Origin of the sequence: Streptomyces sp. NBC_01463, from assembly GCA_036227345.1 — a bacterium.
Classification (GTDB): Bacteria; Actinomycetota; Actinomycetes; order Streptomycetales; family Streptomycetaceae; genus Streptomyces.
The window spans coordinates 7063185-7082654 of record CP109468.1; the positions used below are offsets into that span (position 1 = coordinate 7063185).

The 19470-nt window shown below is 71.5% G+C and carries 14 protein-coding genes; 11 read left to right on the forward strand and 3 right to left on the reverse strand.

Going from position 1 to position 19470, the window contains the following annotated elements:
• The first annotated feature begins 181 nt into the window (after positions 1-181).
• The 6 genes from OG521_31200 to OG521_31225 all read left to right on the forward strand — a co-directional run bounded on the left by OG521_31200 (position 182) and on the right by OG521_31225 (position 7217).
• Entirely contained in the window at positions 182-2041 is a 1860-nt protein-coding gene (locus tag OG521_31200) for an FAD/NAD(P)-binding protein (GenBank protein ID WUW24987.1), read from the forward strand.
• 137 nt (positions 2042-2178) lie between these two features.
• The gene (locus OG521_31205; GenBank protein ID WUW24988.1) at positions 2179-3246 is read left to right on the forward strand and encodes an LLM class flavin-dependent oxidoreductase; all 1068 of its coding nucleotides are present in this window, start codon (positions 2179-2181) and stop codon (positions 3244-3246) included.
• Positions 3243-4544 (forward strand): NtaA/DmoA family FMN-dependent monooxygenase, encoded by a 1302-nt coding sequence (locus tag OG521_31210; GenBank protein WUW24989.1) that lies wholly within the window; start codon positions 3243-3245, stop codon positions 4542-4544. Before OG521_31205 ends, OG521_31210 begins: the two co-directional genes overlap by 4 nt.
• Positions 4545-4548: 4 nt before the next feature.
• Entirely contained in the window at positions 4549-5349 is an 801-nt protein-coding gene (locus tag OG521_31215) for a DUF1684 domain-containing protein (protein WUW24990.1), read from the forward strand.
• Positions 5350-5609: 260 nt separating this feature from the next.
• The gene (locus OG521_31220) at positions 5610-6509 is read left to right on the forward strand and encodes a S1 family peptidase (protein ID WUW24991.1); all 900 of its coding nucleotides are present in this window, start codon (positions 5610-5612) and stop codon (positions 6507-6509) included.
• Positions 6510-6737: 228 nt separating this feature from the next.
• A complete protein-coding gene (locus OG521_31225) occupies positions 6738-7217 on the forward strand; it encodes a hypothetical protein (protein WUW24992.1) in 480 nt (159 codons plus the stop codon).
• 30 nt (positions 7218-7247) lie between these two features.
• On the opposite strand, the gene OG521_31230 is transcribed toward OG521_31225, so the two are convergent.
• A complete protein-coding gene (locus tag OG521_31230) occupies positions 7248-8174 on the reverse strand; it encodes a DUF4231 domain-containing protein (GenBank protein WUW24993.1) in 927 nt (308 codons plus the stop codon).
• 226 nt (positions 8175-8400) lie between these two features.
• Here OG521_31230 and fxsA point away from each other — a divergent pair, with 226 nt between their 5' ends.
• From fxsA to fxsT, 4 genes are all read left to right on the forward strand, one after another.
• A complete protein-coding gene (gene fxsA, locus OG521_31235) occupies positions 8401-8568 on the forward strand; it encodes an FxSxx-COOH protein (protein ID WUW24994.1) in 168 nt (55 codons plus the stop codon).
• Between the two features lie 74 nt (positions 8569-8642).
• Positions 8643-10898 (forward strand): radical SAM/SPASM protein FxsB, inactivated metallohydrolase extension form, encoded by a 2256-nt coding sequence (gene fxsB / locus OG521_31240; protein ID WUW24995.1) that lies wholly within the window; start codon positions 8643-8645, stop codon positions 10896-10898.
• Between the two features lie 222 nt (positions 10899-11120).
• The gene (gene fsxC, locus OG521_31245) at positions 11121-12482 is read left to right on the forward strand and encodes an FxsC protein (protein ID WUW26867.1); all 1362 of its coding nucleotides are present in this window, start codon (positions 11121-11123) and stop codon (positions 12480-12482) included.
• On the forward strand, positions 12466-16401 hold the full coding sequence (gene fxsT / locus OG521_31250) for an FxSxx-COOH system tetratricopeptide repeat protein (GenBank protein ID WUW24996.1): 3936 nt from the start codon (positions 12466-12468) through the stop codon (positions 16399-16401). Before fsxC ends, fxsT begins: the two co-directional genes overlap by 17 nt.
• A 42-nt stretch (positions 16402-16443) precedes the next feature.
• Here the strand turns inward: fxsT and OG521_31255 are convergent, their stop codons facing one another.
• A complete protein-coding gene (locus tag OG521_31255) occupies positions 16444-17319 on the reverse strand; it encodes an alpha/beta hydrolase (protein WUW24997.1) in 876 nt (291 codons plus the stop codon).
• Between the two features lie 418 nt (positions 17320-17737).
• Between OG521_31255 and OG521_31260 the strand changes: the two genes are divergently transcribed.
• Positions 17738-18823, forward strand: a complete 1086-nt coding sequence (locus tag OG521_31260) for a S1 family peptidase (protein ID WUW24998.1) — start codon at positions 17738-17740, stop codon at positions 18821-18823.
• A 70-nt stretch (positions 18824-18893) separates the two neighbouring features.
• On the opposite strand, the gene OG521_31265 is transcribed toward OG521_31260, so the two are convergent.
• Positions 18894-19391, reverse strand: a complete 498-nt coding sequence (locus OG521_31265) for a phospholipase (GenBank protein ID WUW24999.1) — start codon at positions 19389-19391, stop codon at positions 18894-18896.
• Between the last annotated feature and the right edge of the window lie 79 nt (positions 19392-19470).

A 19470-nucleotide genomic window follows, 5' to 3' on the forward strand; every position in this document is an offset into this window, starting at 1 on the left:
CCCCGTTGCGCACCACCGTTGTGTTCCGTGCCGAGGGCGCGCCCCGTGTTCGATCGCCGCATCCACGGAGCCCCCGCATGTCCGCGCAGACCACGCCCCTCCCCCCGATCCCGCCGGCCCCGCCCCTCGAAGACAACGATGCCGACCGGCCGCCCACCGCACGCGCCACCGGTGACCTCCGGTGAACGCCGTACCGACGCTGGTCGTCATCGGCGCGGGACCACGCGGCACCGGCCTCATCGAGCGCATCGCCGCCAACGCACCCGGCCTGTACGACGGCCCGCTGGACATCCATCTCGTCGACCCGTTCCCGCCCGGCGGCGGCCGGATCTGGCGCCACGACCAGTCACCGCTGCTGTGGATGAACTCCATGGCCGAGGACGTCACGATGTTCACCGACGAGACCGTCCGCCTGGCGGGACCCGTCCGGCCGGGACCCGCCCTCGACGCCTGGGCGGCCGACGTGCGCGAGGGACGGACCGATCCGGGCCCGGATGTCGCGGCCGACCCCGCGCTGCGCGGCGAGGTCGAGGGCCTCGGGGCCGCCGACTTCCCGAGCCGCCGGCTGCAGGGCGCCTATCTCCGCTGGGTGTACGAGCGGTCCGTCGCCGCACTCCCGCCCACGGTCACCGTCCACGAACACCGCGGCCGGGCCCTGCGCGTCACCGGTCCGCGCGGCGGCCGCCAGTCCGTCCACCTGGAGGGCCGCGCCGAACCGCTCGCCGCCGACCTGGTGGTCCTCGCCCTCGGCCACCTGGACGCCGAACCGGACGACGAACAGCGCCGGCTCTCCGGCTTCGCCGGCCGGCACGGACTCGTCCACCTGCCGCCCGACTTCACCGCCGACACCGACCTGAGCGCCCTGCGCCCGGGCGAACCCGTCATCGTCCGGGGCTTCGGACTCGCCTTCATCGACCTGATGGTGCTGCTCACCGAGGGCCGCGGCGGGCGGTACGAGGACGGTGCGTACCTGCCCTCCGGCGAGGAACCCGTCCTGTACGTCGGATCGCGGCGCGGCGTCCCGTACCACTCCAAGATCGGATACGTCCGGCCCGGCGAGCGGCCGCCGCTGCCGCGCTTCTTCGGCCCCGATCTGGCCGAGGAACTCCTGAACCGGCCGGAGCCGCCCGACTTCCGGCGCGACATCTGGCCCCATGTCGACAAGGAGCTCGGCTACGCCCACTACCACCGGCTCTTCGCCTCCCGCCCCGAGCGCACCACGGCCGACTGGACCGTCTTCGAGGAGAAGTACGCGGCCGCCGAACCGGGCAGCGCCGATCTGCGCGCCCTGGTCGCCGCGGCCGTCCCCGACCCCGCCGACCGGCTCGACCTGGCGGCGCTCGACCACCCGCTGGACGGGATACGCCACCACTCCTCCGGTGCGTTCCAGGAGGCGACGCGCGCCTACATCACCGCCGACCTCGAACGCCGGCACGACTCCGGACACAGCGAGGACCTCGCCGTGTTCCTCGGACTGCTCTCCGTGTACGGCCAGTTGACCCGGTTCGGCGACATCGGGGAGTGGTGGCACGGCTTCTTCAGCTACCTCGCCTCCGGGCCGCCCGGCCCCCGGCTGCGGCAGCTGCTCGCCCTCTCCCGGGCCGGCGTCGTCCGTTTCCTCGGCGCCGGGACGACGGTCGAGACCGACGAGGAGCGGGGCGTGTTCCGGGCGTCCGCCGCCACCGTGCCGGGGGAGCGGACCGAGGCCCGCGCGCTCGTCGAGGCCCGGCTGCCCGACCCGTCCCCCCGGCACACCCGCAGCACCCTGCTCCGGGCCCTGTACGAGGACGGGGCCGGCGCCACCGCCACCGGGCTGCTCGCGGTCGACCCCGGCGACGGCAGGGTCCTGGACCGCGACGGGCGCCCGTACCCCCGCCGCTTCGCCCTCGGCCCGCACACCGCGGCGCGGACGAGCGGCGCCTTTACCCGGCCGCGCACCGGCGGCCCGGCCTTCGGCCAGAACGACGCCACCGCGCGCGCCGCCCTCACCTTCCTGCGCGACCTTGCCGTCCCGGGTGATGCCGCGGGCCCCGATGACTGACCGGCCGGCGCACCCGCGATCCGCGCCGTCCGAGCCCACCCCACGAGGATCACCGGTCCGCAGCGCCGCCCGGTGATCCGAGGCTCCGTGGCCCCACGCCCCGCAGCCGTTCCCGAACCTTCCCGAAAGAGCCCGCCATGCCCCCGCTCCGCCCCCTCCACCTGGCCGCCGAGATCGGCGGCCCGCCCCGCTACGACCCCGCGCACTACACCGGCCTCGCCCGGCTCGCGGAGCACGGCGCCCTCGACTTCGTCACCCTCGGCGACTCGTTCGCCCGGCCGGGACCCGACGCGCTCGCCGTGCTCTCCCGGGTGGCGCCCGCCACCCGCAGGATCGGGCTCGTCCCGACGGTCACCACCACCCACACCGAGCCCTTCCACGTGTCGTCCGCCGTGGCCACCCTGGACTGGGTCAGCCGCGGCCGGGCGGGCTGGAGCGTGGACGTGTCGACGACCGGTGCCGAGGCAAGGCTGTTCGGCCGCCGCCCCGCCGCGCCCGCCGCCGACCTGTGGCGGGAGGCCGGCGAGGCCGCCGACGTGGGCGCGCGCCTGTGGGACAGCTGGGAGGACGACGCCGAGATCCGGGACGCCGCCACCGGACGCTTCGTCGACCGGGACAAGCTGCACCACGTCGACTTCGAGGGCGCCGCCTTCAGCGTCCGCGGGCCCGCGATCGTGCCGCGGCCCCCGCAGGGGCGCCCGGTGACCGTCGTCGACGGCACGGCGGACCCGGCCCGGGAGACCGCCGCCCGCCACGCCGACGTCGTACTCGTCCGGGCCACCACACCCGAGCGGACCGCCGAGATCCGCGACGACGTGCACCGCCGGGCCGCGGCCCACGGCCGCGACCTCGGCACACTGCGGGTGCTCGCCGCGCTCACCGTCGACCTCGGCGACGCGGAATCGCCCCCGGAGCCGGGACTGGAGAGCGGCCCGCCGCTGGCCGGGCACGGCACGTACTACCGCGGCGGCCCGGTCGACCTCGCCGACCTGATCACCCAGTGGCACCGCGCCGGAGCCGTCGACGGCTTCCACCTCACCCCGATCACCCCCGAGCGCGACCTGGAGCGGATCGTCAACGGCACGGTGGCACTACTCCAGCACCGCAGCCTCTTCCGCACCTTCTATCCCGGCGGCACCCTGCGCGAGCACCTCGGCCTGGCCCGGCCGGCCAACCGGTACGCCCTCCAAGGAGAACCGGCATGACGACCGCCCCGAAACAGCTGCATCTCGCCGCGCACTTCCCGGGAGTGAACAACACGACCGTGTGGGCGGACCCCCGCTCCCGCAGCCAGATCGAGTTCTCCTCCTTCGAACACCTCGCGCGCACGGCCGAGCGCGGGCTGTTCGACTTCTTCTTCCTCGCCGAGGGGCTGCGGCTGCGCGAGCACAACGGACGCATCCACGACCTGGACGTGGTCGGCCGCCCCGAGTCCCTCACGGTGCTGGCCGCGCTGGCCGCCGTCACCGACCGGCTCGGCCTCGCCGCCACCGTCAACGCCACCTTCAACGAGCCGTACGAACTGGCCCGCCGGCTCGCCACCCTCGACCACCTCAGTGCCGGCCGGGCCGGGTGGAACGTCGTCACCTCGTCCGACGCCTTCACCGGCGAGAACTTCCGGCGCGGCGGCTACCTCGACCGGGCCGACAGGTACACCCGCGCCGCCGAGTTCGTCGCCACCGCCCGCGGGCTGTGGGACTCCTGGACACCCGACGGCACCCCGCGCCCCTTCGCCCACCACGGCCCGCACTTCTCCGTCGAGGGCGAGTTCACCGTCCCGCGCTCCCCGCAGGGGCACCCCGTCGTGATCCAGGCGGGGGACTCGCCGGAGGGCCGCGAGTTCGCCGCGTCCACCGCCGACGTCGTCTTCACCCGGCACGGCACCCTGGACGCGGGACGCGCCTTCTACGCCGACGTCAAGGGGCGGCTCGCGGCGTACGGCCGGGAGCCCGACGACCTGAAGATCATGCCCGGCGTCGGTGTGGTGCTCGGCGACACCGACGCCGAGGCGCAGGAGCGGGCGGCCGGAATCCGTCGGCAGCAGGTCTCGCCGCAGAACGCCATCCTGGCCCTGGAGCAGGTCTGGGGCCGCGACCTGTCCTCGTACGATCCCGAGGGACCGCTGCCCGAGAGCGACCCCGACCCCGCGTCGGCGCTGGTCCAGGGCCGGGTCCGGGTCGCCGACCCGCTCGCGGTCGCGGCGCGCTGGCGCGAGCTGTCCCGGCAGAAGGGGCTGTCCATCCGGCAGACGGTCATCGAGGCGACGGGCCGGCAGTCGTTCGTCGGCAGCCCGTCGACCGTCGCGGCCGAGCTGGCCGGGTACGTCGCCGCGGGAGCCGCCGACGGCTTCGTCCTCGTTCCCCATCTCACCCCCGGCGGCCTCGACGACTTCGTCGACCTGGTCGTCCCGCTCCTCCAGGAACGGGGGGTGTTCCGCACCGCGTACACCGGCTCCACGCTGCGGTCGCACCTCGGGCTCGCCGAGCCGGTATGGAAAGGTTGACCGCATGAGCACGGACGCACAGCAGCAGGCGGCACGGGACTGGAACCACTGGCACGAGGAGCGGACGGCCACGGTCGCCGCGCCGTACGGGCCGCTCTCCCTCACCGGCACCCACTGGCTCTCCGACTACCCGGAAGGTCGAATTCCGGCCGTCCCGGGCCACTGGCGGGAGGACGGCGACGAGGTGGTGCTCACCGCCGCTCCCGAGGACGGGCTGAGTGCCGACGGCAAGCCCCTCACCGGCGAGGTCCGGCTCGGCGCCGACCGTGGCCCGATCCACACCTCGCGGATCGCGCACGGGGAGCGCAGGCTCGTCGTGCTGAGCCGCGAAGGGCTCTGGGCGGTACGGGACTTCGACCCGGACTCCGCGGCGCGGCGGGCCTTCCGCGCCATCGCGGCCACGCCGTACGACCCGCGCTGGGCCGTGCCGGGCACCTTCCGCGCGTACGACACCTCCCGGACCATCCAGGTGGAGAACGCCGACGGGGTCGAGCGCGGACTCGGTCTCGGCGGGGAGATCGCCTTCGAGTTCGACGGCGCCCGGCACACCCTCCAGGTGGCCGTCGAGGACGACGGTTCGCTCTGGGCGGTCTTCGCCGACGCCACCAGCGGGGACACCAGCTACCGCTTCCGGTTCCTGCGGCCCGCGGCCCCGGCCGCCGACGGCTCGGTGACGGTCGACCTCAACCGTGCGCTGCTGCCGCCCTGCGCCTTCGCGGACCACTTCATCTGCCCCTTCCCGCCGCCCGGCAACACCCTCTCCGTCGCCGTCGAGGCGGGGGAGCGCCTGCGGACCGACGGCTGAACAGCCCCCGTACCGACCGCGTCCGGCCCCGGTGGAACTGATCCGCCGGGGCCGGACGGCTGCGCGGCGCAAGTCGCCACGCCGCAAGCTCAGGCCAAAAGGCGCTCTTGCGCCGGAAGTTGACGCCTTGAATACTCCCGAGCAGCGCTTGTCAGGGGCACGGCACATCCGGAATCCGGACACCGGCCGTTCACCTGACTGCGCCTCACGGGTCCGGCCACCCCACAGGCGGACCCCCGACTCCCCTCGGGAGGAAACAAGTGAGGATCAAGCGCACCACCCCCCTCAGCGGCAACGCGAGACGCAGCAGGGCCGTCGCCATCGCCGCAGGCCTCGTGGCAGTCGCCGCACTCGCCGTCCCCAGCGCACAGGCCAGCTCCACCGGAACGTACAGCGCGAACCAGCTCTCCGCCGCGAGCGAAGCCGTCCTCGGCGCCGACGTGGCAGGCACGGCCTGGAACGTCGACCCCGCGACGAAGAAGCTCGTGGTCACGGTCGACAGCACCGTCTCCGCTTCGGAGATCCAGCAGATCAAGGACTCCGCGGGCTCCAACGCGGGCGCCCTGCGCATCGAGCGCACCTCCGGGAAGTTCAGCAAGCTGCTCTCCGGCGGTGACGCCATCTACGCACCCGGCTGGCGCTGTTCCCTCGGATTCAACGTCCGCAGCGGCAGCACCTACTACTTCCTGACCGCCGGTCACTGCACCGACGGCAACCCGCCCTGGTACACCAACTCCTCGAACACCACCTACATCGGACCGACGGTCGGCTCCAGCTTCCCGACCAACGACTACGGTCTGGTGCGCTACGACAACGCCGCCGTCTCCCACGAGGGCACCGTCGGCAGCGTCGACATCACCAGTGCGGCCAACGCCACGGTCGGGATGTCCGTCACCCGCCGCGGCTCCACCACCGGCATCCACAGCGGCACCGTCTCCGCGCTCAACGCCACGGTCAACTACGGCGGCGGAGACGTCGTCTACGGCATGATCAAGACCAACGTGTGCGCGGAGCCCGGCGACTCCGGCGGTCCGCTCTACTCCGGCTCCAGGGCGATCGGCCTCACCTCGGGCGGCAGCGGCAACTGCAGCTCCGGCGGTACGACGTTCTTCCAGCCGGTCACCGAGGCGCTCAGCGCGTACGGCGTCAGCGTCTACTGACGCACCGGGCGGCCGGTCCCGTCCCCGGGGACCGGCCGATCCTCGAAAGCGCAAGTCGAACACGCCGAGCCCCCGCCCGAATTCGGGGCGGGGGCTCCCGCTGACCCCGCGGCTTTTGAGAGGATGTGACACGGACGGTCACGCAGGAGCAACGGGGGCGGATGCTGCGCCTCCCGGAGGGATGCCCTCCGGGAACCCCCGGCAGACACCCCAGGGGGTTCCAGGTCCGTGAAACGCATCGGAGTGACCGGTCACCGCAGCATTCCAAGGGAAGTCCACGACCACGTGCTGGCGGCGATGCGCACGGCACTCCGCGGCTTCGACGGATCGGTGGAGGCACTGTCCAGCCTGGCGGTGGGCGCGGACCAGCTCTTCGCCGACCTGGCCCTCGCCCACGGCGCCGAGCTGACGGTGGTCATCCCCAGCGGCGACTACGAGGCCTGCTTCGCCGACGAGGCCGAACTCGCCCGCTACCGTTCCCTCAAGGCCCGCGCCGTCCGCGAGGTCAGGCTGGACTACCCGCACTCCACCGACGAGGCGTACTACGCGGCCGGCGCCTACATCGCCGACCACTGCGACCGCCTGCTCGCCGTGTGGGACGGCCGCCCCGCCCGCGGCCTCGGCGGCACCGGCGACATCGTGACGTACGCCCGGGGGCTGGGCCGCCCGGTCACGGTGATCTGGCTCGACGGGGTCGAGCGCGCCTGATGGGTCGTCAGGGGCCGGGGTGGGCGGCCGTCACATCTGATGCCGGGCGAGCCAGTCGGTGTGCTGGGGGGAGACGATGCGCTCGGTCTCGAACACCGCTCGCGGCCACTGCCGCTCGTTCAGTGTGGTCTCCATCGCCACCTGCATGGACTCCAGGTCCTTCTCCACCAGGGAGTGGGCCGAGATCAGCGGATGGTGGCGGCGCATCTCGACCCAGGCGAGACAGGCGGCGCCCGCGGCGGAGAGCACCCCGGTCAGGGCGAAGGACTGGCCGACCGAGAACGCCCTGAGCAGGGCGAGGAGCAGGGCGAGCGCCGTCAGTGCGGCGATCGTGGTCGACCAGGCGAGCGTGGCGCGCCGCGACACCTCCTGGCGTCTGCGGTACCAGCTGCGCTGTTCGATCAGCCGGTCGCGCACATAGGTCTCCTTGCGCACGGTGAATGCCTTGTCCCGCAATGCGCGCATGGATTCGGTGATGAGCCCGCCGGAATCCGCCGTCCGGTCCCGGGGATCGGACCAGCCCACCTTGCGGAGCTCCTGCAGCCCCTCCTCGAGCCGATTGGCGAACACCGCTTCGGGGTGATGTGTGCCGGTGTCGAAAGGTGAGCCATGCACCGAGTAGCGCCAGCACATCGATTTGATGAACTCCGCCGCGGAGCGATTCAGTTGCCAATGCGACTTTGCTTTCCGCCGGGAGGTGAGGTAGGTCGTGATCAGCACCCCGAGGTAGGCCAACACCGCAACACCATCCGTGAGTTGGAGCGTGCCCGCGACCTCCGCACGCCAGGGCAGCGCGGCCGGAACCGAGCCCGTGACCAGCAGGATGAGCTGCCACCTGGTGGTGTTGACCGCCTCGCGCTGACGCGCGATCGCGATGGCGTCCGTGTGGTGAAAGAGATCCGGCAGATCAGCGTTCCTGAAGACCATGCTCTGCAGTGGTCCGGGAATCGCCGTCATGTTCACTCCCGTCTGCGGTTATGTTGTCACTCTGTTGGCGGAATCTATAGTTCCGTTTGATCCTGGCCGGTCCCGTGTGACGCTCTTGTTCCAAGTGGGCGTCCTCAGTTGCCAACCGAGGCCATGAGAGTAAAGTCGTGCCGCCGGGCACTGCAATGGTGCAGGTACCAACACTGGTTTCCTGTCCGGAACTATTCCATCGGAACGAATCCCCTCAAGGACGGCCGTGAAGACCACTGAATCCTCCCTCTCCTTCGCCGTTGCGAAGAAGAGTCGTGTGCCGCTCGCCGCGATCGACGCGCGTGGTGGCGAAGCAGCCAGGAAGCTCGGTCGGGTGCATGCAGCCTCCGCCGGTCGCCCCAGCCAGGCATCCACCTTCAACTCCTCCCTCTGATCCCTTATTGCGGATCACTCCTCCGGGGCAGCCGGTCTGCCGGATCACCCTTCCGGGCTGGCTAGACTGGTGGAATGACAGGACTTCTGGTCCCTTTCCGTGAAGTAGTCCTCAAGGTTCACAGCAGGTGTGATCTTGCCTGTGACCATTGCTATGTCTACGAACATGCCGATCAGAGCTGGCGAACCCGTCCGAAAACAATCTCTGACGACGTCATCTTCCGGACTGCTCAGCGCCTGGCTGAGCATGCCAAGACACACGCACTGCCCTCCGTGTCAGTGATCCTGCACGGAGGGGAGCCTCTACTGGCGGGCCCCGCCCGGCTGCGCCGCATCTGCGAAGAGCTGACCTCCGCCTTCGACGGCATCGCCGCCCTCGACCTGCGCATCCACACCAACGGGCTGCAGCTCAGTCCGCGCTATCTCGACCTCTTCAGCGAGTACGACGTCAAGGTGGGCATCTCCCTCGACGGCGACCGCGCGGCCAACGACCGGCACCGCCGCTTCGCCGACGGGCGCAGCAGCCACCCCCTGGTGCTCAAGGCCGTCGAACTGCTCCGGCAGGAGCGCTACCGCCATCTCAACCTCGGCCTCCTGTGCACCATCGACATCGAGAACGACCCGCACGCGGTCCTCGACGCCCTCACGGAGCTCGAACCGCCGCTCATCGACTTCCTGCTGCCGCACGCCACCTGGGACGACCCGCCGCCCCGTCCGGACGGATCGCCCACCGCCTACGCCGACTGGCTCCTCGCGGTCTTCGACCGCTGGCAGGAGCAGGGGCGTCCGGTGCCGGTACGGATCTTCTCCTCGGTCGCCTCCACGCTGAACGGCGGCCCCAGTCTCACCGAGTCGCTGGGCCTGGCCCCGACCGACCTCGTCGTCGTCGAGACCGACGGCCGGCTGGAGCAGGTGGACTCGCTGAAGAGCGCCTACGAGGGCGCGGCGGACACCGGCTTCGACGTCTTCGCGCACTCCTTCGACGAGGTCGCGGCGCACCCCGGGGTGCGGGCTAGGCAGCTCGGCCTGGCGGGCGTCAGCGAGACCTGCCGCGCCTGCCCCGTCGTACGTTCGTGCGGCGGAGGCCTGTACACCCACCGCTACAGCTCCGCCGGCTCCGGCGAGGGTTTCGACAACCCGTCGGTCTACTGCCACGATCTCGCCGCCCTGGTGCACGGCATCGAGGCCCGCACGTCCGCGGACGCCGTGGCACCGGCGGTGGCCGAACCCGCCGAGCTGCTCGCCGCCCAGGAGGACCTCACCCGCACGCTCCTGGCCCGGCTGCACGCGGACCTGGACGGCAGGGGCGGCGATCCCTGGGCGGCCGGGTGGGAACTGGCGGCCGTGCTGGAGGGCTCGGAGGAAGGGGCCCGGGAGCTGGACGCCGTACTCGCCCATCCGTACAGCCGCAGCTGGCTGCTGGACTCGCTGGACGCCCTGTACGACGAGCGCCCGGGAGCGGCGACCGCCGCCGCCGACGGCCTGCGGGCGCTGCTCGCGGCCGCCGCCGTGCGGGCCGGCCTCGATCTCCGCGCACCGGTGACCTACCGGGACGGCGCGCTGGTCCTGCCCACCCTCGGCCGGCTGATGGTCGGCGGCCCGGGGGAGCACGGCACGGTGCTGGTGTGCGCCGCCGGGGACGGGTTCCTGGCCGGGGCCGCCGCCGGACCGGCCGAGCGGCGGATCCGACGGGTCCGGCGGCGGGCCGCGGCCGAGCCCGGCTGGCTGCCGGTGCGCGCGTTCGCCCTGCCCGGCGGCCCGGCCGCGGACCGCGGCTTCGTGATCGACGACCTCGACCCGTACCGCGACTGCTTCACCGGACCCGCGGCGGCCACCCTCGGCGCGGCCGCGGCCGGCCGGCTGGGTGCCGCGCTCACCGAGGCGTGGGAGCTGATCGAGCGGCGGGCTCCGGCGTACGGCGCGGACTCCGCCGACGGCCCGCTCACCTTCACCCCGCTCACCGGCTCCGTGCCGGGCGAGCCCTCCGTGGGACGGCACGGATACGGCGCCCTGGGAATCGGCGCGGACGAGCGCGCGTACACGCTGGCGCTCACTCTGCTGCGCGGAGTGCGGCGGGCGAGATTCCGGGCACTTGCGGACGTCACGGATCTTTACGCGGCGGACGGCTCCTGGGAACATCGAATGCCCTGGCAGGAGGAATTGGTTCCGTTTTCCCGGCTGCTGGCCGGCACCTATGAACGACTGGCGCTCGCGGCATTCGATCCCCGGTACCGGGACGGAGTGCCGCAGGCGCTCGACACGCTGGAAGGCGCCGCCGAACTCACCGTCGGCGGAAAACGGCTTCTGGCCCTGATGCGAAAAGAATTCTGAATCCTGGATTCCGGTTCGATGGGAAGGGGGCGGATGCGGGAGAATCGGAAGGAACAACCGGGAGGAACGACCGCAGACCGCATTCGATCAGGAGTGTGGTCGGCGGAGCGCGTGAACAGATGACTGAAAAGTGGCGTTGATTGACCGAACGTCATGGGGGTGGAGCAAGGTCCGCTCCGGAATGATGAATTCGCTCGCATTCTCTTCACTCCTCGGGTGCGGGTGCTCACACAGGACGGGGGTCGTGTGCACGCGACGACGCAGCAGCGAGCGGCGGACCATCGGCCGTACTTCTTCTTGAGTTATGCCCACACACCGGGGTACGGCGGTGGCACCGACCCCGACATGTGGGTCGAGCGGCTCTTCCAGGATCTGTGTGGCCATGTGATGGCCATGACCGATCTGCCCGCGGGCGCCCCCGCGGGCTTCATCGACCGCGAGATACGCTCCGGCGAGGGCTGGTCCGAACGGCTCGGTGAAGTGCTCGCCACCTGCCGGGTGTTCGTACCGCTGTTCTCGCCGCGCTACTTCGCCAGCGAGATGTGCGGCAAGGAGTGGTACGCCTTCGCCCAGCGCGCCATCCATTACCGGGCCCGCTCCAACCAGCCGGCCGAGGCGATCGTGCCGGCGCTCTGGGTGCCGGTGCCGCCCAGCCAGCTGCCGGGGCCCGCCGAGCGATTACAGTTCAACCACCGTGATTTCGGTGACCGTTACGTCAGCGACGGACTGTACGGGCTGATCAAGCTCAAACTCTTCAACGAGGAGTACGAGCGTGCGGTGTACGAGCTCGCCAAACGCATCGTCAGCGTCGCCGACACCGTACGGATCGGCACCGGCCGCCCCGTCGACTACCGGCTCGCGCCCAGCGCCTTCGGCTCACCGGGCAGCATGGCCGCCGGCGGCCCCCGCCCCATGCAGGTGACCATCGCCGCCGCCACCCGCCACGACCTGCCCGAGGGGCGCAACGCCGACTACTACGGCGACAACCCGCAGGACTGGAACCCCTACCACCCGGACGCCGCGCGCCCCCTCGCCTACGTGGCCGAGGACCTGGTGCGCTCCCTCAACTACCAGGCCACCATCGCCTCCTTCGACGAGGAGGCCGGCCTGCCGGGCGGCAAACAGCCACCGACCACCCCGGAGATCCTGCTCGTCGACCGCTGGGCGCTCCAGGACGAGGACCGGTGCCGGCGGCTCGCCGCCTTCGACGCGGAGAACCGCCCCTGGGTGACGATGGTCGTGCCGTGGAACCGCGACGACCACGAGAGCAGAGCCGCGGAGGCCGAACTCACCGCCAAGCTCGAACGGACCATGCCCACCAAGATGCGCCAGGGCCGGGCCTACTGCCGCGCGGCCGCCAAGGGCGTGCCGAGCATGGAGGCCTTCGGCCAGATCCTGCCGCAGGTGGTCGAGGTGGCCGCCCAGCAGTATCTGAGACACGCGGCCGTCTATCTGCCCGCCACCGGCGGCGGAGGCCCCACCGAACGGACACGGCTGATGGGACCGATGGCGCAGACCCAGTACATCCCCGGGACACATGACGCTTCGACGGATGCGGAGGACACGGATGACGGCCAGTCGTGACGGGCGCATCGTCACCTTCTACTCGTACAAGGGCGGTACCGGGCGCACCATGGCCCTGGCCAACACCGCCTGGATCCTCGCCGCCAACGGCAAACGGGTACTGGCCGTCGACTGGGACCTGGAGGCCCCCGGACTCCACCGGTTCTTCCACCCGTTCCTCGACCCCTCGACGCTCGGCGCCACCACCGGGGTCATCGACCTGATCACCGAGTACGCCTGGGCCGCGACCAGCCCCGTGCAGCGGGCCGACGACTGGCACCGGGACTACGCCCGGATCCAGCCGCACGCGGTCTCGCTCACCCCGGAGGCGCTCGGCTGGGAGTTCCCGCAGGGCGGCACGCTCGACTTCGTCTCCGCCGGACGGCAGAACCGCGAGTACTCCGCGACCGTCTCCACCTTCGACTGGGACAACTTCTACGACCGCCTCGGCGGCGGCCACTTCTTCGACGCCCTGCGCGACGACATGAAGGCCAACTACGACTACGTCCTCATCGACAGCCGCACCGGCCTCAGCGACATCGCCGACATCTGCACCGTCCACCTGCCCGACGTGCTCGTCGACTGCTTCACCCTCAGCGACCAGTCCATCGACGGCGCCGCCTCGGTCGCCCGGCAGATCTCCGAGCGCTACACCGGCCGCCCCATATCGATCTTCCCCGTCCCGATGCGCATCGACGAGGGCGAGAAGGAGAAGGCCGACGCCGGCCGGGCCCTGGCCCGGCTGAAGTTCGACCGGCTGCCGCGCGACCTCTCGGGGGACGAACTCACCGCCTACTGGGGCGCGGTGGAGATCCCGTACCGCCCCTACTACGCGTACGAGGAGACACTGGCCACCTTCGGCGACGAGGCGGGCCTCACCAACTCCCTCCTCTCCGCCTTCGAGCGGCTCACCTCCGTCATCACCGGCCAGCAGGTCACCTCGATGCCGGCGGTCGGCGAAGAGGTACGGCTGCGCATCCGCGACGCCTTCACCCGGCGCAGGCCCGCCCTGCCCGCCGATCTCCTGCTCAGCTATGTGGCGGAGAACCGGATGTGGGCCGACTGGATCGAGTCCGTGCTCACCCGGGCCGGCTTCCGCGTCGTGCCGCGCGACGTGTCCGCCGAGCGGGAGCCCCAGGAGGCGACCGCCGTCGCCGCGGAGAACGCGGTCCGGACCGTGGTGCTGCTCTCCAGCGCCTATCTGAAGTCGCAGCGCGCGGTGAACCTCTGGGACCGGGCCGTCGCCGAGGACCCGGGCGGCGGGCGGCGCCATCTGCTGCCCCTCAGGGTCGGTGACGTCCGGCTCTCCGCGCCCTACATCGACCGCAACCCCGTCGATCTGTTCCGGCTCGACGAGGTGCACGCCACCGCCGCCCTGTTACGGGCCCTGGACCGGCCCGTCCAGCTCACCGACGCGGTCTCGCCCGGACCGCGCTTCCCCGGCACCGTCCCCCGGATCTGGAACGCACCGCCGCGCAACCCCGGCTTCACCGGCCGCTCCCTGGTCCTGGAGCGGATGCGCGACCAGCTCGGCGGCGGCATGGCCGTCGTGCTGCCGCAGCCGCAGACCCTGTACGGACTCGGCGGCGTCGGCAAGACGCAGGTCGCCCTGGAGTACGTGCACCGGTTCATGGCCGACTACGACCTGGTCTGGTGGATATCGTCCGAGCAGACCGACGACGTGGTCGCCGGCCTCGCCGAACTCGCCGTCCGGCTCGGCGCCCAGGGCGGCGACGACATGGCGGCCGCCTCCCAGGAGGCCGTCGACCTGCTGCGCCGGGGCGTGCCGTCGGACCGCTGGCTGCTGGTCTTCGACAACGCCGACGACCCCGAGCGGCTGCGGCGCTACTTCCCCCAGGGCGGCTCCGGCCACATCCTGGTCACCTCCCGCAACCAGGCCTGGTCCCAGCACGGCGACGCGCTGCCCGTCGACGTCTTCCTGCGCGAGGAGTCCATCGAGCACCTCCAGCGCCGGGCACCGGGACTGAGCGACGAGGACGCCGCCCAGGTGGCCACCGCCGTGGGCGACCTGCCGCTCGCCGTCGAACAGGCCGCGGCCTGGATCGCGGAGACCGCCACCCCGATCGACACCTATCTGGAACAGCTGGCCCAGCAGGCACCGGAGGTCCTGGCGCTCAACCAGCCGGCCGGCTACCCCGAGCCCGTCGCGGCGACCTGGAACATCTCCATCCAGCGCCTCAAGGAGCGCTCGCCCGCCGCGGTGCGCCTCCTCCAGCTCTGCGCCTTCTTCGCCCCCGAGCCGATCTCGGGGAACCTGCTGTACAGCAAGGAGATGATCGAGGCGCTGAAGCCGTACGACGCCTCGCTCCAGGAGAAGCTGGTGCTGGGCCGGGTCATCCGGGAGATCGGCCGGTTCGCCCTCGCCAAGGTCGACCAGGTCTCCAACTCCATCCAGGTGCACCGGCTCGTGCAGGCCGTCATCCGGGCCCAGCTCACCGAGGAGGAGCAGCGGGACGCCCGGCACGCCGTCCACCGCATCCTGGCCGGTGCCAGGCCCGATGACGACGAGCCGATCGACAACCCCGCCAACTGGCCTCAGTTCGCCACGATATGGCCGCACCTCGGCCCGTCCGACGCCCGTAACTGCAAGGAGCCCGAGGCCCGCAGGCTGCTGATCGACCGGGTGCGCTACCTGTGGAAGCGCGGTGACTTCAGGACGGCCACCACGCTCTGCGAGGAGCTGCGCGAGATCTGGCGCGAGACGCTGGGGGAGCGGGACATCCAGTACCTCTACCTCTGCTTCCACCTGTCCAACATCTACCGCTCGCGCGGCCGTTACGTGGAGGCGAAGGACCTCGACGAGATCACGCTGGCGACCCAGCGGGAGGTGCTGGGCCCGGAGCACCCGCACACGTACATGAGCACCAGCAGCCTGGCCACGGACCTCGGCACGCTCGGCGAGTACACCAGGGCGATCGAGCTGGCGACCGAGGCCACCGACGGGTTCAACCAGATCTTCCACGACTCGCACCCCAGGGCCCTGGCCGCGGCCAACAACCTGGCGTTCACCCTGCGCTCCATCGGCCAGTACGCCCGGGCCCGCGAGATCGACCAGGACGTCTTCGACCGGCGCCGCGAGGTGCTCGGCGAGGAACACCCGTACAGCCTCTCCTCGGCCATGAACCTGGCCCGTGACCTGCGGGACGTCGGACGGTACGAGGACTCGGTCGGCATCCTCAGCCGTACGTACGACAGCTACAAGGGCACGCTCGGCCGGTCCTTCCCCGGCACGCTCAGCGCGGCCAAGAGCCTGGCGGTCTCGCTGCGCCGGGCCGGCCGGCTGGAGGACGCCCGCCGGCTGACGGTGGCGACCAGGGCCCGGTACCGGGCCAAGTACACCTCCGCCAACCCGGAGTCGCTGGCCTGTGATCTCAATCTGGCGGCCGACCTGTTCGCGGCCGGCGAGTCGACCGAGGCCCGGGACGCCGCGCAGGAGGTCGTCGACCAGTACGTGAAGGTGCCGGGCGAGAAGCACCCGTACACGCTGGCGGCGCTGAACAACCTGGGGGTCTACCTCGGGGGGACCGGCGCGGCCGAGGAGGCGGTGCGGGTGCTCACCCGGGTGGTCGCCCTGATGCGTGAGGTGTACGGGCGGGAGCACCCCAACACGCTGTTCAGCGTGATGAACCTGGCCAACGCCACGGCGGAGCGGGGCGATCTCGACCTGGTGCTGAAGACCGAGCGGGTCCTGGCGGTGCAGTTCCGGGACGTACTGGGCGCACACCATCCGGAGACCCTGGCCATGAAGTCGAACATGGCGGTCACGCTCGACGCGATGGGGCGCAAGGACGAGGCGCTCCAGGTCAGGGCCGAGACGGTCGACGAGCTGTCCCGGCAGCTCGGTGACGAGCATCCGCTCACCCGGATCGCCCGGGACGAGCGCCGGTTCCAGCGCGAACTGGAACCGCAGGCGGTGTGAGGGACGGGAGCGTCCGGCCACCGGGCCGGACGCTCCCGCCGCTCAGCCTCCCGACGTGTCCAGCAGCCAGGTGAGGATGCGGGGGAGGGCGTGCAGCGCGTCGAAGTGCGCGGCCGCCGGTTCCACCACGACGGTGGCACCCGGGATGCGGCTCGCCAGCCAGCGGGTGTGCCCGACCGGTGAGAACACGTCCTTCTCGCCGTGCCACAGCAGCACCGGACCGGTGATGTCGGCCGGGTCGAACCCCCACGGGTGGCTGAACGCGAGTGCGTCGTCGATCCAGCCGTACGCGGAAGTGCGCAGCCCCTCACGGTAGTTGCGCAGCAGCATGGTGCGGACGCCGGCGTCGTTGACCACCATCCGGTCGGAGTCGGTCAGCTCCCGGCGCAGATCGTCGATCAGCCGGACCGGGTTCTTCCTGATCACCGCGGACCGTGAGATGAACGATTCCGCGAGCCCGTCCGGGTCGGCGGTCGCCGTGGTGTACGCCAGCACGTTGGAGGCGGCCATCCCGTCGAACCAGTCGAGCCCTTCGGCGTCCCGGGGCGCCAGCCCGACCAGGGCGGCGGTACGGGTGACCCGCTCGGGCATCAGCGCCGCACAGGCCAGGGCGTGGCAGGCGCCACCGGACCGCCCCACCACGGCGAACCGGTCGAGTCCGATGTGGTCCGCGATCGCCCGTACGTCCTGGACGGCATCGGCGACACAGCGGCCCGGAAGCCGGTCGGAGTCGCCGTATCCCGGCCGGTCGTAGGTGATCAGCTGGGTCTTTCGCTGGTACAGCACCATGCCGCGCGGTGCCGGCCCGAGTCTGCTGCCGGGCATCCCGTGCAACAGGAACACCGGTCTGCCGCGGGGATCCCCCAGCCGCTCCACCACCAGTTGACGTCCGTCGGCCGCGCGCACCCGACTGCGCACTACGTGCCTCCTCGCGATCCATGCGGACACGGCGTGTCCGGCTTTCCCCGCACCATCCGATGATGACCCATCAGAGCCGTTACCGGGATGGCGCGTGGGGAGAATCCGGGAGGCTCCGGGGGAGCGGACGGGTGCGGAGCGCCGGGGATGCGCCGGGAATCGGATCCGCAGAGGCGAATACCGGACAGGACTAGTCCTCACCCACTGCCGACCGGGTGGTTGCACGGGGTGTTCGCAGAAGGAACCGACGAGGCCCGACCACCGGTAAGTGAACGTGTCACGACCGAACAGGTGGTGTCGTGTGTGCGTCCTGAAGTCGGCCTTGTGTGCTATCTGGACGGTCGGAATAGTGGGCGCCCCATCCTCCGTGTACGGGCGACCCCACATCATCCGTGCGCGGCCCCACAGGAGGTCGAAGTTGAAGCATCGACGCATGTCCAGGAAGCGCGCAGTGCTGGCCGGCTCGGCAGTGGTCGCCCTGGTCGCCGCAGGAGTGACGTTCCAGAGTGCGAACGCGAGTGACGACATACCGCAGTTCACCGCCCGGACGCTGAACGCGGCGGCGGCCGGAAAGCTCGCCACCGGTCTCGGCAAGGACCTGGGCACCGACGCGGCGGGCGCGTACTACGACGCCTCGTCGAAGAACCTCGTGATGAACGTGGTCGACGAGGCCGCCGCGGAGCAGGTGCGGCAGGCGGGCGGCAGGGCGAGAGTCGTGCAGAACTCGCTGGCCGAGCTGAAGTCGGCCCGGCAGACCCTGACCGGCAAGGCCACGATCCCCGGAACCTCGTGGGCCGTCGACCCGGTCAGCAACAAGGTGGTCGTCACGGCGGACCGCACGGTCAGGGGCGACGCCTGGCAGAAGCTCAGCTCGGTGGTCGAGGGGCTGGGCGGCAAGGCCGAGCTCAAGCGGTCCGCCGGGGAGTTCAAGCCGTTCATCGCGGGCGGCGACGCGATCTGGGGCAACGGCGGGCGCTGCTCGCTCGGCTTCAACGTGGTCAAGGACGGCGAACCGTACTTCCTGACCGCCGGTCACTGCACCGAGGCGATCTCCAGCTGGTCGGACTCCCAGGGCGGCGCGGAGATCGGTACGAACGCCGGTTCGTCGTTCCCGGACAACGACTACGGCCTGGTGAAGTACACCTCGGACACGGCGCACCCCAGCGAGGTCGACCTCTACGACGGCTCCACCCAGCCGATCACCAAGGCGGGCGAGGCGACCGTGGGGATGACGGTGTCGCGCAGCGGCTCCACCACCCAGGTGCACGACGGCGAGGTGACGGGCCTGGACGCCACGGTCAACTACGGCAACGGCGACATCGTCAACGGGCTGATCCAGACGACGGTCTGCGCCGAGCCCGGAGACAGCGGCGGTTCGCTCTTCGCCGGTGACACGGCGATCGGTCTGACCTCGGGCGGCAGCGGCGACTGCTCCTCGGGCGGCGAGACCTTCTTCCAGCCGGTGCCGGAGGCGCTGTCCGCCTTCGGGGCCGAGATCGGCTGACCTGTCCGGACCGTTTCCGTGCGGTGACGAGTGGCCCCCGGCTGTGCCGGGGGCCACTCGGCCGTGCGGGTCAGGCGGCCCGGGCCGGTCTGCCGGAGTCCGTCTTCGCGGGTGCGACACCGAAGATGTCGACCGCGTGGTAGTACGTCCAGGCCGTCGCGTTGCACGAGGTCAGCGTCGCGCCGGAGTAGGCGGAGCACACCCGCTTGAGATCCGCGTAGAGCGCGGAGTCGAGGCGGGCCTTGTTGGCGGAGAACGTGCCGGCGGCCTTGTAGTTCCGGTAGCCGAAGTCGTGCCGGGCGCAGGCCGTCTGGAAGGGGAAGCCGAACGGGTTGTCGGGCGAGGTGCTGCAGTAGTCCGTCGACCAGTCGAAGCCGTAGGCGGCCCAGGCGCCCTGGTTGTTGCGGGCGGCGTTCCAGGTGTTGTAGCTGGCGGCGCTCGTCTGGGTCCAGGAGCTGAGCACCTGGGGCTTGTCCGCGGGGGCGGCCGAGGCGGATGCGGCGGGCAGCAGGGCGAGCGGCAGCGACAGGGCTACGGTGCCGAGTAACGCGGCGACATGGCGACGCATGGACAACCTCCGTGGGGTGAGGGGAGCCGTGTGGTCCCGCTCCTCTCGTGCGAGGCGCGGGATCACCCCAGGATGCCGT